We start from the raw sequence: 16075 nt of genomic DNA on the forward strand, positions 1-16075 counted from the left end.
GTCGCCACGCACGGCCGCCCACGCGATCAGCCGGCCGGCCCGGCGCACAGCGACGCGGCCGTCATCCATTGCGCGCCCCAGGCATCGGCGAGCCGCCTGCCCTGCCCGATTCGCACGGCCGCATCGTCGAAGTCGACGAACACGACGTGATCGGCGGCCGCCGGTCTCGGCGGCGTTTCGCGCGTGCGGCCGTCGGACAGCACCCATAGCCAGCGCTGTTCGTCCGGCGTACGTCGTGCGGCGCCCGCGAGCAATTGCGCGGCGGCCGCGATGCCGTCGGCAAGCGGCGTGCCGCCGCCACCGTCCACCGGTTCGAGCCAGCGCGCATTCCACCAGCGCGGCACGGCCGGGCCGAAGCGCCGCGCGGCGCCGTCGCCGCCGAAGCAGATCAGCGCGGTTTCCACGCGATCGCGCGCGGCCTGATCGAAGTACGCGACGATCAGGCCTTTCGCGAGCGCGAGCCGATCGTGCGCCAGCATCGACGCCGAACAGTCGAGCACGAAGCAATGGAGCGCGCGCGGTGTGCCGGCCCGCTTGCGGAAACGCAGATGGCCGGCGTGCAGCGGGCCGCCGCGCTTCGCGGCGAGCGTCGCCGGCCATGCAACGGCCGTGCCGGCACGCACCGTACCCGGCACACGCGCGACAGCGCCTGGTTGCCATCGAGGACCGCGAACGGCGTTCGCGGCGGCGTCGGCTCGATGGCTCAGCGTTTTTTTAGCGGCAGCGGCACCACGCTCTTCACGTCACGCAGTCCGGCCGGCTCGGGCGGCAGGTAGCCCCAGTCGCCTTGCGATGCGGTCGCGTCGTTTCGTGCCGCGCCCGGTGGATGGTCGGGCTGCCGGTGCGTGTCCGGCGGCGGACGGTCGTCGCGGTCGCCGCCGCCCTCCGCATTCGACTGCGTCGCGCCCGATGACGGCGGCGTACCCGCATGGCGCCGATGCCGCAGCACCGAGTCGGCTACGCGTTCGACGTGCGACACCGTCACCGCGCCGGCCTGCTCCAGCGCCGCGAGCGCGCGCGCGGCGCGCAGCATCACGAGGTCGGCGCGCAGGCCGTCGACGGCCGCGTCGATGCACAGTGCGCTGACGCGTGCATGCACCGCGTCGCCGAAATCCAGCGCCGGCAACCGTGCCCGCGCCGCGCGGATCCGGTCGCCGAGTTCGCGCTGCGCGGCCGCGTGACGTGCGCGAAACGCGTCCGGGTCGAGATCGAACGCGAGGCGCGCCTTCACGATCTGCTCGCGCTGCGCGGCATCGAAGCAGTTCTCGAGCTCGACCATCAGCCCGAAGCGGTCGAGCAGTTGCGGGCGCAGTTCGCCTTCTTCGGGATTCATCGTGCCGACCAGCACGAAGCGCGCGTCGTGCGCATGCGACACGCCATCGCGCTCGACCACGTTCACGCCGCTCGCGGCGACGTCGAGCAGCGTATCGACGAGCCCGTCGGCGAGCAGGTTCACCTCGTCGACGTACAGCACGCCGCGATGCGCGCGCGCGAGCAGGCCCGGCCGGAAGCGCACGCCGTTTTCGGCGAGCGCATGGGCGAGATCGAGCGTGCCCGTGACCTGTTCGTCGCTCGCCGACAGCGGCAGCGTGACGAATGCCCCTTCGGGCAGCAGTTCGGCGAGCGCGCGTGCGGCGGTCGATTTCGCGGTGCCGCGCGGCCCGCTGACGAGCACGCCGCCGAGCGACGGGTCGATCGCCGCGAGCAGCAGCGCCTGCTGCAGCGGTTGCTGCGCGACCAGCGCCGCGAACGGAAATACCGCGCGGGCGCGATGCGTCGTCGAATCGGTCATCGCCGTCCTCCTTCCTGACATTGTTCGCTGTCGAGCCAGACCGCTTCGATCCGCTCGCGATAATCGCCCGGCTCCTGCCACAGCCCGCGCTGCATCGCTTCGACGAAGCGTTCGCAGATGCCGTGCAGCGCCTTCGGGTTGTGGCGTTCGAGGAACGCGCGGGTGGCGTCGTCAAACAGGTACGCGTCGGCGACGAGCGCGTACTGGTGGTCCGACAGCACGCGCGCGGTCGCGTCATAGCCGTACAGGTAATCGACGGTCGCGGCCATTTCGGCCGCGCCCTTGTAGCCGTGGCGCTTCACGCCGTCGAGCCATTTCGGATTGACGACGCGCGAGCGGATCACGCGCGCGATTTCCTCGCGCAGCGTGCGCATCTTCGGCGCGACCGGGTTCGCATGGTCGCCGTGGTAGATGCTCGGCTGCTGCCCGGACAGGTGCCGCACGGCTGCCGTCATCCCGCCCTGGAACTGGTAGTAGTCGTTCGAATCGAGGATGTCGTGTTCGCGGCTGTCCTGGTTCTGCACGACGACGTCGATCGTCGCGAGCCGTTCGCCGAACACGTCCGGCGCGGCGTCGCCGGCGCTGTTCAGCGCGTATGCATGGCCACCCCACTGGCGGTACGCATGGGCGAGATCGGCATCGGTCTGCCAGCGGCGCTGGTCGATCAGATCCTGCAGGCCCGCGCCGTAGCTGCCCGGCCGCGCGCCGAACACGCGCCAGCCGGCACGCCGCCGCGCTTCGTCCGGCGCCACGCCCTGCTCGATCCATTTCGCACGTTCGCGCTCGACGCGCGCGCGGATCGGGTTCAGTGCCTCGGGCTCGTCGAGCGCGGCAACGGCCTGCACGGCCGCGTCGAACAGGTGCATCAGGTTCGGGAACGCGTCGCGGAAGAAACCCGACACGCGCAACGTCACGTCGATGCGCGGCCGGTCGAAGATCTCGATCGGCAGGATCTCGAAGTCGGTCACGCGATGGCTACCGTGCGCCCATTTCGGCCGCACGCCAAGGAGCGCGAACGCCTGCGCGATGTCGTCTCCGCCGGTGCGCATCGTGGCCGTCCCCCAGACCGACAGGCCGATCGCGCGCGGATAGTCGCCGTGGTCCTGCAGATGGCGTTCGATCAACTGCTGCGCGGACTTCAGCCCGAGCGACCACGCGGCCTGCGTCGGCACGGCGCGCGTATCGACCGAATAGAAGTTGCGGCCCGTCGGCAGCACGTCGGGCCGGCCGCGCGACGGCGAGCCGCTCGGCCCCGGCGGCACGAAGCGGCCGTCGAGCCCGCGCAGCAGCTGGCGCAGTTCCTCGCCGCCGCATGCGTCGAGGGCGGGCAGCAGCGTCGAGCGCACGCGTTCGAGCACGGCGAGCGTGCTCGGCCAGTCGCCGGGCGGCGTGGGGGCGGCATCCGCGCCGGTCTCGCCGGAAACAGCCGCGCACAGCCCGTCGAGCCAATGCTGCGCGAGCCGTTCGAGCCGCTCGCGCGTGTCGCCGGCATGGCGCCACGGCGACGCGTCGAGCGCTTGCAGAACGGCCGGCCGCGGGCCCGTCCACGGCGCGGCCCAGTCGGCCGCGAGCGGATCGAAATCGTCGCCGAGCGCGAGATCGCGCGCGAGCGCGCCGATCAGCCCCGCGCGTTCGCCCTTGCCGTCGCCGACCGGAAAACGCGCGAGCGCGAGCAGCGTGTCGCGTCGCTGACGGTCGGCGGGCGACACGCCGAACACGTGCAGCCCGTCGCGAATCTGCGCTTCCTTCAATTCGCACAGCCACGCGTCGACGCGCGTCAGCAGCGCATCCTCGTCGCCCGCATCGCGCGGCGGCGACACGCTCAGTTCGTCGTGCAGACGGTGTTCGGCGATCGTCGCGAGAATCGTCTTGCGCAGCAGCTTCGCGCGCCGCGCATCGACCATCAGCGCTTCGTAGTATTCATCGACCTGCCGTTCGAGATCCTGCAGCGGGCCGTAGTTTTCCGCGCGCGTGAGCGGCGGCATCAGGTGATCGACGATCACCGCCTGCGCGCGGCGCTTCGCCTGGCTGCCCTCGCCCGGATCGTTGACGATGAACGGATACAGATGCGGCAGCGGCCCGAGCGTCAGGTCGGGCCAGCACGCGTCGGACAGCGCGACGCTCTTGCCCGGCAGCCATTCGAGGTTGCCGTGCTTGCCGAGGTGGATGACCGCGTCGATGCCGAACGCATCGCGCAGCCAGAAATAGAACGCGAGATACGCGTGCGGCGGCACGAGATCCGCATCGTGGTAGCTCGCATAGTCGTTCTCGCCGCGCGAGCGCGACGGCTGGATGCCGACGAACACGTTGCCTGCGCGCCAGCCGGCGATCGTGAAGCGCCCCTGACGCAGCGTCGGGTCCGCTTCGGGCAGGCCCCAGCGCGCGTTCAGCGCGTCGCGCACCGCGGCCGGCAGCCGCGCGAAATGCGCGACGTAATCGGCCAGCGCGAAGCTCTGGAACGCGGGGCGCAAGGCGCGCACGGCCGGGTCGTTGGTCACGCCTTCGGTGAGTCGCGCGATCAGCGCGTCGCCATCGGCCGGCAGGTCGGCCACGGCATAGCCCGCATCGCGCAGCGCCGCCAGCACGCGCAGTGCGGACGCCGGCGTGTCGAGCCCCACGCCGTTGCCGATCCGCCCTTCGCTTTGCGGATAGTTCGCGAGGATCAGCGCGATGCGCTTGTCGGCGTTGTCGAGCGTGCGCAGCCGGCACCAGCCCCGCGCGAGCGCCGCGACGAACGCGACGCGTTCGGCGTCCGGCTGGTAGCGCACGACGTCGACTTCGGTGTGCGGACAACGATACGCCAGCCCCTTGAAGCTCACCGCGCGCGTGACGATGCGCCCGTCGACCTCGGGCAACGCGATGTGCATCGCGATGTCGCGCGCATGCAGCCCCTGGTTGTCGGCCACCCACGCGTCGCGGTTGCCGCCGGACAGGATCACCTGCAGCACCGGCGCATCGCCGGCGAGCACGTCGGGCTCGGGGCTGTCGATCGCGCCGGCCGCGAAGGCGGTGGTGTTCAGCACGAGCGCGACGCCATGCGTGTCGCACAGCTGCGCGATGACCTCGCGGCTCACCGCATCCTTCAACGACGTGACCGCGATCGGCAGCGGATTGAGCTCCTCGCGCACGAGCGCATCGGCCAGCGCGTCGAACACGGCGGTGTTCGCGGCCTGCCAGTGCGCGCGATAGAACAGGATCGCGGCGACGGGCGCGCCGGGCGTCCAGCGCGCACGCCAGTCGTCGACGCTCGCCGGGTCGCGCGCCGGGTGATATAGCGCGGCGGCCGGCAGCGGGCGCGGCAGCTCGGGTTCGTCACCGAAACCGAGCGTATGGAACGCGATGCTGCGCAGCAACGCTTCGGCGTTGTGCATGCCGCCTTCGCGCAGATAGCGCCACCACATCCGGCACAGGTCGGGCGCGACCGTGCTCTTCGCGACGAGGTTCGGGTCTTCCTGCAGGTCGCCCGAGAACATCGCGAGCTGCTGCTTGCGTTTCGACGCGAGCGACACGGCCTGCTCGATCCCGTACGGCCAGTATGCTTCGCCGCCCAGATGATCGATCACGACCGTCTTCGCGTGACGCAGCACGTCGTCGACGTAGAAATCGACCGACGCCGGCTGACGCAGGAACGTGACGTTCGCGAGCCGCACGCTCGGAAAGCCGGCAGGCAGTTTCGGCACGACGCTGGCCAGCAGCGACAGTGTCGTGTCGGCCGAGCTCAGGATCACGATGTCGGCCGGCTGCTGGTCGATCCGGACGACGCCCTGCGTATCGTCGACGAAGCCGCCCGGCGTGGTGCGCAGCAGATGCATCGCGCGTTACGCCTGTTGCAGGTCGGCCGCGCACGCGGCGTCGAACGCGCGCTGCAGCGCGGCCGCGTCGAGATCCTCGCCGATCAGCACGAAGCGGCTCGCACGCGTTTCGCCGTCCTGCCAGCGACGGTCGAAGTAGCTGTCGAAGCGGCGGCCGACGCCCTGGATCACGAGCCGCATCGGCGCATCGGGCAGCGCGGCGAAGCCTTTCGCGCGGTAGATCGTATGCGTCTCGACGACACGCTGCAGCGCGGCGATCGTCGCCTCGCGCGTGCCCGCATCGCCCGACACCACCACCGAATCGAAATCGTCGTGATGGTGGTCGTGATCGCCGTCGTCGGCCGAGCCGTGATGGTCGTGCCGCAGGTGGATGGTTTCCTCCGACGCCGATTCGAGCCCGAGCAGCATCGCGACGTCCAGTTCGCCGCGCGTCGCGCGCACGATCTTCACCTGCGGCGCGATTTCCTCGCGGATCGCGGCTTCGACCTCGGCGAACCGCGCGTCGGCGACGAGGTCGGCCTTGTTCACGATCACGAGGTCGGCGGACGACAGCTGATCGGCGAACAGTTCGTGCAGCGGCGATTCGTGGTCGAGGTTCGGATCGGCGCGGCGCTGCGCGTCGACGGCCTGCGGGTTCTCGGCGAACTGGCCGCTCGCGGCGGCCGGACCGTCGACGACGGTCACGACCGCGTCGACCGTGAAGCTGTTCCGGATCGTCGGCCAGTTGAAGGCCTGCACGAGCGGCTTCGGCAGCGCGAGGCCCGACGTCTCGATCAGGACGTGATCGATGTCGGCGCGGCGCTCGACGAGCGCTTCCATCACCGGATAGAACTCCTCCTGCACGGTGCAGCACAGGCAGCCGTTCGCGAGTTCGTACAGCTGGCCCGACGCTTCGCCCTGCGCGCCGTCCGCGTCCTCGCAGCCGATGCCACAGCCCTTGAGGATTTCGCCGTCGATGCCGAGCTCGCCGAATTCGTTGACGATCACCGCGATACGGCGGCCTTCGGCGTGCTGCAGGATGTGGCGCATCAGCGTGGTCTTGCCGCTGCCGAGAAAGCCCGTGACGATCGTGACGGGAAGCTTGCGTAAGGTCATGGTGGATCCTGTGTCGAAAAGGGAGTCAGGCCGAGAGCGTCACGTCGATCTCGTCGTAGCGTTTGAGGCGGTAGATCGCGGCCGACACGATCCAGCACGCGAGGAACAGGCCGATCACGACGTAGCCGAGCATCCCGAAATGCGATGCGACCATCGTCGAGAAATTCCACACGGGCCCCTGCAGCGACAGTTTATCCGCGAGCAGCGCGAGCACCTCGATGCCGCCGATCAGCGCGGCGACCAGCACCGACACGAACGTGATCGTCATGTTGTAGTAGATCTTGCGGATCGGCCGCACGTACGCCCAGCGGTACGCGCCCATCATCAGGATGCCGTCGGTCGTGTCGACGAGCGTCATGCCCGCGGTGAACAGCACCGGCAGCACCATCACCGACCAGAACGACAGGCCGCCCTGCACCTGCGTGGCCGAAATGCCGAACAGCGCGATTTCGGTCGCGGTGTCGAAGCCGAAGCCGAACAGGAAGCCGACCGGATACAGGTGCCAGCTGCGCGACACGAGGCGGAACAGCGGCCGGAACAGGCGGGCCAGCACGCCGCGCTGGTTCATCAGCATGTCGAGGTCGGCGTCGACGATCGCCTCGCCGCGGCGGGCCGCGCGAAACGTCCGGTAGACGGAGATCAGGATCAGCAGGTTGGCGGCCGCGAGCACCAGCAGGAAGAACGCCGACACGCTCGTGCTGATCACGCCGCCCCAGGTCTTCATGCTCTCGAAACGCGCGAGCGACGCCGCGGTCAGCGCGACCGCGACCGACATCACGATCACCACCGTCGAATGGCCGAGCGAGAAGAACAGGCCCGCGCCGAGCGGGCTGCGGCCCTCCTGCATCAGCTTGCGCGTGACGTTGTCGATCGCGGCGATATGGTCGGCGTCGACCGCGTGGCGCAATCCGAACACGTAGGCGAGCAGCGCGGTGCCCAGCAGCACGGGCTGGTCGCGAAACGCGACGAAGGCCCAGATCCACGCGCCGACGTTGAAGGCGACGAGCAATGAATAGATCGCGACGATTTTGCCGCGCAGCCCGGATGAGCTGTCGTTGAACAGACGGAAGAACGAGTCGAGCATGATGCTCCTTTGCGAACGGTCGACATGATGAATGCCAACACGGCCGTCGTCGGCCCGGCCCGCGCCGCTGGCCGTTCTTCGCCCCGGCCCGCGCGCGATGCGGCTGACGGGTCGGCAAAGGAAGCGGGCAGCGTTCGGGCGTCGGGCGTGCTGCGGCCGTGGACGATGCGCCGCCTCCCCGCGGCGCTGAACCCCACGTTCTGGCCGGTATCCGGGCTGACGAACACGCCGCTTCGCCTTCCCGGATGCGCGGCATCCAGTGGCGGTCGTCCGCATGCGGCAGGCATGCGGCGAAGCGGCGCTGCATCGCGCTGGGCGCGATGCGTTCGCTTACCGTTGCGGGGGCAGCACAGGTTGGCTCGACTGCGGTGCAGCCAGGCTCCCTGTTTCCCGTTTAACTGCGCGCGCCGGAGGAGCGCGCGCGAGCACCAAAACGCGTGCGAGTGTAGGCGGCGGTGCGGGGAGCGTCAAGGCGGAACGGGCCGACGCGGCGCGGTTGGCACGGCCGCGGCATCGCGCCGGGGGCGCTCGCGGCGCCCGCGGGGCGGGTTCGCGCGGGCCGATCGCTGTGCTATCGTATGCGCCGCGTTCGGTGCTCGCATGCGCATTCCGCGCACGCAGTTAAACGGGAAACAGGAGGCGGAAGTCCGCCCGGCCTGTGCTGTCCCCGCAACGGTACGCCGCCCGCGCGCCGCGGTTCCCCCCGCACGCGCCCAGGCCGCCCGCGATGCCACTGCCCTTCAGCGGGCGGGAAGGCTGCGGCCTGGCAAGCGGCCAGCCCGGATACCGGCCGACGCAAGGGGCGAGCCCGCTGCTCGCCGAACGCCCGATCCGCGGGGGACGGATGGGGTGCGCTTCCCGCCCGCGTTCGCGCGGGCATCGCCCGATCCATCATGCCTTGCCTGTCCGCCGGCCGCCGATGTGCCGCTCGCCGTCCCCTTTCCACTGCCACGACACGGTGTGCGCCGTGCCGCGTCCGATGAGCCGCGCCTGGCTCGTCGGCGCCGGCCCCGGCGACGCCGATCTGCTGACGCTGAAGGCCGTGCGCGCGATCGCCGCGGCCGACGTGCTGCTCGTCGACGACCTCGTGAACCCCGACGTATTGCGCCATGCGCGCGCCGACGCGCGCATCGAGCACGTCGGCAAGCGCGGCGGCCATGCATCGACGCCGCAGGAGGCGATCGTCGCCGCGATGCTCGCACACCTGCGTGCGGGCCGCAGCGTCGCGCGGCTCAAGGGCGGCGATCCGTTCGTGTTCGGCCGCGGCGGCGAGGAGCTGCTCGCGCTCGGCGCGGCGGGTTTCCCGGTCGAGGTCGTGAACGGCATCACGGCCGGTATCGCGGCTCCGGCCGCGCTCGGCATTCCGGTCACGCATCGCGGCGACGCGCAGGGCGTGATCTTCGTCACGGGCCACGGCGCGGGTGCCGACGAACCCGACTGGCGCGCGCTGGCCGCGACGCGCATGACGATCGTGATCTACATGGGCATACGCCGGCTCGACGCGATCGTGGCCGCGCTGCGCGACGGCGGCGTGCCCGGCGACATGCCGTGCGCGGCGATCGAGAACGCGACGCGCGACGGGCAGCGGCACGTGCTCGCGACGCTCGACACCATCGTCGAACGCGTGGGCGCGACCGGTATCGGTTCGCCCGCGATCGTCGTGATCGGCCGCGTCGCCGCGCTTGCCGGCGATCCGGCCGTGCGCGCGGCGCTCGGCGGCCGCGCATGATGCGCGTCGCGCTCGGCGTCGGGTTTCGCGCGGACGTGACGGCCGCGCAACTCGATGCCGCGATTCGCGCGGCGCTGAAGCACTACCCTGATGCCGAGCCGGCCGTCGTCGCGACGCTCGCCGACAAGGCGCGCGCCCGGCCGCTGCGCATGCTGTGCGCACGCCGCGGCTGGCCGCTCGTCGCGTTCGACGCGGCGCAACTCGCGCAGTGCCCCGAACCGCCATTGAGCGGCCCGTCGGCGGCCGCGCTCGCGCGTTTCGGCGTCGCGGGCGTGGCCGAGCCGTGCGCGCGGCTCGCGGCACCGCGGGGCCGGCTGCTCGGCCCCAAATCCATCCTGGGCGGCGTGACGGTCGCGCTCGCCGGCCCGCTCTGAACCCTTTGTTTCGCTTTCGACAGGACGATTCCCGATGAAGACCGATGCCGAATCCCATCAGCGGATGACCGAACGCCGCCGCGCCGGCCATGAAAAGAAGCAGGCTGCCGCCACTCAGGAAAAGGGCCTGCTGATCGTCAACACCGGCAACGGCAAGGGCAAGAGCACGGCCGCGTTCGGCATGGCCGTGCGCGTGCTCGGCCACGGCATGCGGCTCGGCGTCGTGCAGTTCATCAAGGGCGCGCTGCACACGTCCGAGCGCGATTTCCTCGGCGCGGTCGCGCAATGCGACTTCGTGACGATGGGCGACGGCTATACGTGGAACACGCAGAATCGCGACGCCGACATCGCGACCGCCCGCAAGGGCTGGGACGAGGCGCGCAGGATGATCGAAAGCGGCGAGTACCGGATGGTGATCCTCGACGAGCTGAACACCGTTCTGAAGTACGAATATCTGCCGCTCGACGAAGTGCTCGCGACGCTCGTCGGGCGGCCGGATTCGGTGCACGTCGTCGTCACGGGCCGGCATGCGCCCGATGCCCTGATCGATGCGGCCGACCTCGTCACCGAAATGCGGCTCGTCAAGCATCCGTACAAGGAGCAAGGCGTGAAGGCGCAGCCCGGCGTGGAGTTCTGAGCGATGCCGGCCTGCCCCGCGCTGTTCGTCAGCGCGCCCGCGTCCGGCCAGGGCAAGACGTCGGTGACGGCCGGCCTCGCGCGGCTGCACCGGCGGCTCGGCCGGCGCGTGCGCGTGTTCAAGACCGGGCCGGATTTTCTCGATCCGATGTTGCTCGAACGCGCGAGCGGCGCCCCCGTGCATGCGCTCGACCTCGGCATGGTCGGGGAAGCCGGCTGCCGTGCGCTGCTCGCCGATGCCACACGCGACGCGGACCTGATCCTGATCGAAGGCGTGATGGGATTGTTCGACGGCACGCCGAGCAGCGCCGATCTCGCGGTCGCGTTCGGCGTGCCGGTCGTCGCGGTGATTGCCGCGAAGTCGATGGCGCAGACGTTCGCGGCAATCGCATTCGGGCTCGCGCGGTTCCGCCCCGAGGTGCCGTTTCACGGTGTGCTGGCGAACCGCGTCGGGTCGCCGCGGCACGCGGAATTGCTGCGGCAGGCGTTACCCGACGACTTGCGCTGGCTCGGCCACGTGCCGGCCGATGCGGGCATCGCGCTACCGGAGCGGCATCTCGGCCTGCACCAGCCCGCCGACATCGACGACCTCGATGCGCGGCTCGAGCGCGCGGCCGACGTGCTCGCGCAGACGGCGCTCGCCGAATTGCCGCCCGCCGTTTCGTTCGCGGCGCCGGATGTCCGCGCCCCGCTGCCGCGTGCGCTCGCCGGCACGCGGATCGCGATCGCGCGCGATGCGGCGTTCTCGTTCATTTATCCGGCGAATCTGGCGCTGCTCGATGCGCTCGGCGCGCAGCTTCGGTTCTTTTCGCCGCTGGCCGACGAACCCGTGCCCGACGATTGCGATGCGCTGTTCCTGCCGGGCGGCTATCCGGAACTGCATGCGGCGACGCTTGCGGCGAATGCCGTGACCGCGCGGACGATTCGCGCGCACGCGGCGGCCGGCCGGCCGATCGTCGCGGAATGCGGGGGAATGGTGTATCTGTGCGAATCGCTGACCGACGTGGACGGCGCGACGACGCCGATGCTCGGGCTGCTGTCGGGCCATGCGACGATGCAGCGCCGGTTCGCGGCGCTCGGGATGCAGCAGCTGGACACGCGCACGGGACCGATGCGCGGTCATACGTTTCATTATTCGCGGCTCGATACGCCGCTGGCGCCGCTGGCGATCGCCGCGCGGCCCGACGGCGCGCCCGGCAGCGGCGAAGCCGTTTATCGCGCGGGCCCGATCGTCGCGACGTACATGCATATGTACTGGCCGTCGAATCCGGAGCTGGCGGCCGCGCTGTTCGGCGGCACGGCATTCTGACGAAAAACTGCGGGACACCGCGAGGTCGCGATGTCAGTGCTTTTCGCGGCCCGGTGCTTCCGAGCGTGAAGTCCGGATCACGGTGCCGTCGGGCGAGAAATGCGCGTTGAACATCGCGTCGCCCGATACGCCGCCCTCGGCCCAGTGCCAACTCCACACTTCTTCATGACTCAATGCGTATTGCGCGACCTCGGTCGGCTTGCCGAGCAGTTGCCGTACGTCGTCCTTCGACATTCCAGGCACGACCTTCGCGATGTTTGCCGCCGTCAGGGCCTGCGTGATCGACACGAGCCGGCCGTCCGGCCCGAAATCGAGCATGTACGTGCTCGTGCCGTACGGGCCGCGCGGATACTCGAAGCGCTGCGAGCCGTCCTCGCCCTGCCTCACCATCTCGGGCTTGCCGGCCTGGCGCAGCACGTCCTCGGTCGTCGAGACGCCCGGCTGCAGATTGCCGAACGCCATCGGATCGGGCTTGATCGCATTCACCGCGTCAGCCACCTTCTGGTCGTCGCAACCGGCCACCAGAACGCCGACCGCGCAGGCCGTCAGCACGGTCAGAAACTGTTTTCGCATGTCATCCACACCTGTATTCATCGAGCCGATCCGGCGTCGCGCGCAGCGTAGCACGCGGCTCGTCCCGTCGATGTCAAGGAGCGTCAAATTCGCGCGCATCCCGCGCGCCCGGTATCACGGCCGCGTTGGCGCGTGCCGGGCGGCGGCGCCCGCGTCGATGCGCCGCGGCCTCACACCAGGAACGTCTCGGCCAGCTTGACCCAGTACGATGCGCCGGTCGGCAGCGCGGCGTCGTTGAAGTCGTAACCGGGGTTGTGCACCATGCAGCCGCCCTCCCCGTCGCCGTTGCCGATGATCAGGTAGCAGCCCGGCCGCTTCTCGAGCAGGAACGCGAAATCCTCGCTGCCGGTGAGCGGCACCATCCCGTCGATCAGGTTCGCCTCGCCGACCCACTCTCGCGCGACGCCGCGTGCGAACGCGGTCATCTGCGCGTCGTTGACGAGCACCGGGTAGCGGCGTTGGTAGTCGATCGTCGCGGTCGCGCCGAACACTGCAGCCTGCGCATGAACGACTTCCTTGATGCGCGTCTCGAGCAGGTCGCGCACTTCCGGTTTCAGCGCGCGCACGGACAGGCGCATCTGCGCGCGGTCGGGAATCACGTTCGGCGCCTCGCCCGCATGGATCGCGCCCACCGTGACGATCGCCATGTCGAGCGGCGACACGTTGCGCGACACGATCGTCTGCAGCGCGACGACGATCTGCGCGCACACGACGACCGGGTCGATCGCCCTGTGCGGCACCGCCCCGTGGCCGCCGCGCCCCTGCACGTCGACGATCACGGTATCCGACGACGCCATGAACGGCCCCGGCAGGAAGCCGAACTTGCCCGTCGGGAAGCCCGGCATGTTGTGCATCGCGAAGATCGCGTCGCACGGAAACTGCTCGAACAGCCCGTCGTCGAGCATTTTCTTCGCGCCGCCGAGCCCTTCCTCGGCCGGCTGGAAAATCAGGTTCAGCGTGCCGGAAAAGCGGCGCTCGCGCGCCAGGTGCTTCGCGGCCGCGAGCAGCATCGCCGTGTGGCCGTCGTGGCCGCACGCGTGCATCTTGCCGGGGATCGTGCTCTGGTACGGCAGGCCGGTCGATTCGTGGATCGGCAGCGCGTCCATGTCGGCGCGCAGGCCGAGGCGCTGCGTGCCGTTGCCGACCTTCAGCTGCGCGACGACGCCCGTGCCGCCGAGCCCGCGATGCACCGTATAGCCCCACGCCTGCAACTGCCCGGCGACGAGGTCGCTCGTCGCGAATTCCTCGAATCCCAGCTCGGGGTGGGCATGAATGCGGTGCCGGATCTCGATCATTTCGTCGGCGAGGCCTGCGGGGATCACGCTGTGCGTCACGGTGTCGTCTCCTGGGTTTCGTGGGGAAGGTGCAGGTAAGGATAGTCGGTTGAGCGGCAACCGGACAGACAGAAAGTCGTCACGGCAGCAACCAGAAGTTGCCTGTCGATCGTCGTGGCGCGCGACGAATGCGCGACGGATCGTACGGCGGAAGGAAACCGGCCATTCGGGCGACTGCCGCCTGCGGTCGGGATTCGCGACACTGCGTGTTCCGTCTCGATTTTTCAGGTGGGAGGGCGTGTTGATTGCCGTTCGTCATTCCGGAATAATTCCGTCACATCAATGGGTTGAGGATATTTGTTCATTTTTTGACGGCCGTACATTTTTTGTGTACGCTCGTGAAAAAGTGAACAGGCGATCCACCCCGATGCCCAAGAACGCCATCCTGCCGATATCGGAACAGCACGTGCTCGACGAAGCCTGTGCCGCGTTCGGACGCGCGACCCGGCGCTTCGACGCCCGGCCCGTGCGCGTGCCGGCCGCATACAACGCGCATGCCGACGCGATGATCCGCTTCGGCATTGCCGGGCAAACATTCGAGATGCCGGTGGCGGTGAGCGTCGGCGTCGAATCGCTGCACGGCGCGCTCGCCGCGTTACGCCGCCGCGCGCCTCCAACGTCCGCCGAGCGGCCGCTGATGCTGGTCGCGCCGTATTTTTCGGCCGACCTGGCCGCCCGCCTGATCGAGCACGACATCCCGTTCATCGATACCGCCGGCAACGCATGCCTGATCCAGCCGGAGGCGATCGTGATGATCTCCGGCCGGCCGAAACCTGCACGCACGCCACGCCGGCAGGCATCGCGCGCGACGACGCCCAAGGGGCTCGCCGTGATGTTCGCGCTCGCGACGCAGCCGGGCCTCGTCGCGCAACCGCTCCGTGCGATCGCCGCCGCGTCGGGCGTCGCGCTCGGCACGGTCAATCTCGCGATGGACGATCTGATCGCACGCGGCCTCATCGCGCAGCGGCGCAACGGCGCGCGCGCGTTTACCGACTGGCCGCGCTTCGTGCAGGAATGGGTCGCGCTGTACCCGAGCCGCCTGCGCGCGAAATTGCCGAGCCGGCGGTTTGCCGCGCTCGCGCCCGACTGGTGGCGCGGTTTCGATTTCGCGCCATTCGACGCGCGGCTCGGCGGCGAACCCGCGGCCGACCTGCTGACGCACGACCTGAAGCCGGCCGCGGTCACCGTCTATACGCACGGCGCCGTGTCGAACCGCCTGCTGCTCCAGGCGCGCCTGCGCCCGGACGAGCGCGGCGACGTCGAGCTGCTCGAAGCATTCTGGCCGCCGTCGCCGGCGCTCGACTGGCGCGAGCAGGACGTGCCGCTCGTGCCGCCGCTGCTGATCTACGCGGATCTCGTCTCGTCCGGAGACAGCCGCAATCTTGCCGCCGCCGAACACATCCATGACCGATACCTCGCCCACCCGCCCGCTTGAAGTCGACGCGCGCCGGCCGCTCGAACCGGCGGCGGTCGCGTTGCTGCAGGCGGTCCGTACGGCTTGCGCGCAGCTCGACGCGGCATTCGTCGTCGCCGGCGCAACCGCGCGCGACATCCTGATGTGGCATGTCCACGGCATCCGGCCGGTGCGTGCGACGCGGGACGTCGACGTCGCCGTGTGCGTGGTGAGCTGGCCGTTTCACGAACGGCTCGTCGATGCGCTCGTCGCGACGGAGCAATTCGCACGCGCGCCGAAGCATCAGCAGAAACTGCTGTTCGACAGCGGCACGCAAGGCTTTCGCACGGAGCTCGATCTCGTGCCGTTCGGGCCGCTCGAGGCGCCCCCCGGCGAAATCGCGTGGCCACCGGGCGGCGATTTCGTGCTGAACGTGCTGGGCTTTCAGGAGGCGGTCGATACGGCGCTGGTCGTGTCGATCGCGGCCGGCATCGCGGTGCCGGTGGCCAGCCTGCCGGCCCTGGCGCTGTTGAAGCTGCTCGCGTGGAAGGACCGGCGCGCACGCCAGAACAGCGACGCGTACGACCTGCTGTTCCTGCTCACGCATTTTCACGACGCGGGTAATCGCGAGCGTATCTGGGACGTCGCGCCCGACCTGCTCGAGCAGCACGGTTTCCAGCCCGAGCTGGCCGCGGCCGCGCTGCTGGCGCGCGATGCAAGGCGGATTGCTTCGCCGCACACGCACGATGCGATCCGCGCGCTGTTATCCGACGCAGCGACCTACGCGACGCTCCGGCAGGATCTGCAGGCCCGCGCGTTCGCGCTGCTGCCGGGCGAATTCAACGATGACGCCGACCGGTATCTCGACGCGTTCCGCAACGCTTTTCTCACCAATTCGCCCGTTCCCCGGAGGTGACGTGCGGCCGCGCGACCGCAACGCCATC

The 16075-nt window shown here is 70.0% G+C and carries 13 protein-coding genes and 2 riboswitches; of the genes, 6 read left to right on the forward strand and 7 right to left on the reverse strand.

The genetic code is table 11. From position 1 onward, the window contains the following. Positions 1-26: 26 nt before the first annotated feature. The 5 genes from WS87_RS09685 to WS87_RS09705 form a co-directional block, all read right to left on the reverse strand. Positions 27-635 carry a vWA domain-containing protein gene (locus WS87_RS09685; protein WP_059818223.1) on the reverse strand — a complete coding sequence of 203 codons (609 nt, stop codon included), beginning with the start codon at positions 633-635 and terminating at the stop codon, positions 27-29. Positions 636-703: 68 nt separating this feature from the next. After that, complete coding sequence (locus WS87_RS09690; protein ID WP_059818221.1) at positions 704-1792, reverse strand: ATP-binding protein; 1089 nt, start codon at positions 1790-1792, stop codon at positions 704-706. Further along, positions 1789-5604, reverse strand: a complete 3816-nt coding sequence (gene cobN, locus WS87_RS09695) for a cobaltochelatase subunit CobN (protein WP_059818219.1) — start codon at positions 5602-5604, stop codon at positions 1789-1791. The genes WS87_RS09690 and cobN overlap by 4 nt, the downstream gene beginning before the upstream one ends. A gap of 6 nt (positions 5605-5610) precedes the next feature. Then, positions 5611-6699, reverse strand: a complete 1089-nt coding sequence (gene cobW, locus WS87_RS09700; protein WP_059818217.1) for a cobalamin biosynthesis protein CobW — start codon at positions 6697-6699, stop codon at positions 5611-5613. Between the two features lie 25 nt (positions 6700-6724). Next, positions 6725-7783 (reverse strand): HoxN/HupN/NixA family nickel/cobalt transporter, encoded by a 1059-nt coding sequence (locus tag WS87_RS09705; protein ID WP_059524389.1) that lies wholly within the window; start codon positions 7781-7783, stop codon positions 6725-6727. Positions 7784-7968: 185 nt separating this feature from the next. Continuing rightward, positions 7969-8231: riboswitch (cobalamin riboswitch) on the reverse strand. A 124-nt stretch (positions 8232-8355) separates the two neighbouring features. Continuing rightward, a riboswitch (cobalamin riboswitch) is annotated at positions 8356-8592 on the forward strand. 170 nt (positions 8593-8762) lie between these two features. Here WS87_RS09705 and cobA point away from each other — a divergent pair. The 4 genes from cobA to WS87_RS09725 are packed head-to-tail and all read left to right on the forward strand — an operon-like array spanning position 8763 to position 11831. Then, positions 8763-9512, forward strand: coding sequence for a uroporphyrinogen-III C-methyltransferase (gene cobA / locus WS87_RS09710; protein ID WP_059818293.1), 750 nt, complete (start codon positions 8763-8765; stop codon positions 9510-9512). Then, on the forward strand, positions 9509-9886 hold the full coding sequence (locus WS87_RS09715; protein WP_059691724.1) for a cobalamin biosynthesis protein: 378 nt from the start codon (positions 9509-9511) through the stop codon (positions 9884-9886). The genes cobA and WS87_RS09715 overlap by 4 nt, the downstream gene beginning before the upstream one ends. Before the next feature lie 34 nt (positions 9887-9920). Beyond that, positions 9921-10523 (forward strand): cob(I)yrinic acid a,c-diamide adenosyltransferase, encoded by a 603-nt coding sequence (gene cobO / locus WS87_RS09720; RefSeq protein ID WP_059524395.1) that lies wholly within the window; start codon positions 9921-9923, stop codon positions 10521-10523. A 3-nt stretch (positions 10524-10526) separates the two neighbouring features. Then, on the forward strand, positions 10527-11831 hold the full coding sequence (locus WS87_RS09725) for a cobyrinate a,c-diamide synthase (RefSeq protein ID WP_059818215.1): 1305 nt from the start codon (positions 10527-10529) through the stop codon (positions 11829-11831). Between the two features lie 33 nt (positions 11832-11864). Here WS87_RS09725 and bamE read toward each other — a convergent pair whose 3' ends face one another. Both bamE and WS87_RS09735 read right to left on the reverse strand, forming a co-directional pair. Then, positions 11865-12404: an outer membrane protein assembly factor BamE domain-containing protein gene (gene bamE / locus WS87_RS09730; RefSeq protein WP_059818213.1), complete on the reverse strand. Its 540-nt coding sequence runs from the start codon at positions 12402-12404 to the stop codon at positions 11865-11867. Between the two features lie 170 nt (positions 12405-12574). Further along, a complete protein-coding gene (locus WS87_RS09735) occupies positions 12575-13738 on the reverse strand; it encodes a M20 aminoacylase family protein (RefSeq protein ID WP_059818211.1) in 1164 nt (387 codons plus the stop codon). A 367-nt stretch (positions 13739-14105) separates the two neighbouring features. Here WS87_RS09735 and WS87_RS09740 point away from each other — a divergent pair, with 367 nt between their 5' ends. Both WS87_RS09740 and WS87_RS09745 read left to right on the forward strand, forming a co-directional pair. Beyond that, positions 14106-15173, forward strand: a complete 1068-nt coding sequence (locus WS87_RS09740; RefSeq protein ID WP_059818209.1) for a type IV toxin-antitoxin system AbiEi family antitoxin — start codon at positions 14106-14108, stop codon at positions 15171-15173. Next, positions 15142-16047 (forward strand): nucleotidyl transferase AbiEii/AbiGii toxin family protein, encoded by a 906-nt coding sequence (locus tag WS87_RS09745; RefSeq protein WP_059818208.1) that lies wholly within the window; start codon positions 15142-15144, stop codon positions 16045-16047. Before WS87_RS09740 ends, WS87_RS09745 begins: the two co-directional genes overlap by 32 nt. Positions 16048-16075 lie beyond the last annotated feature (28 nt).

The sequence above is a fragment of the Burkholderia sp. MSMB0856 genome (assembly GCF_001524645.2).
Lineage (GTDB): Bacteria > Pseudomonadota > Gammaproteobacteria > Burkholderiales > Burkholderiaceae > Burkholderia > Burkholderia diffusa.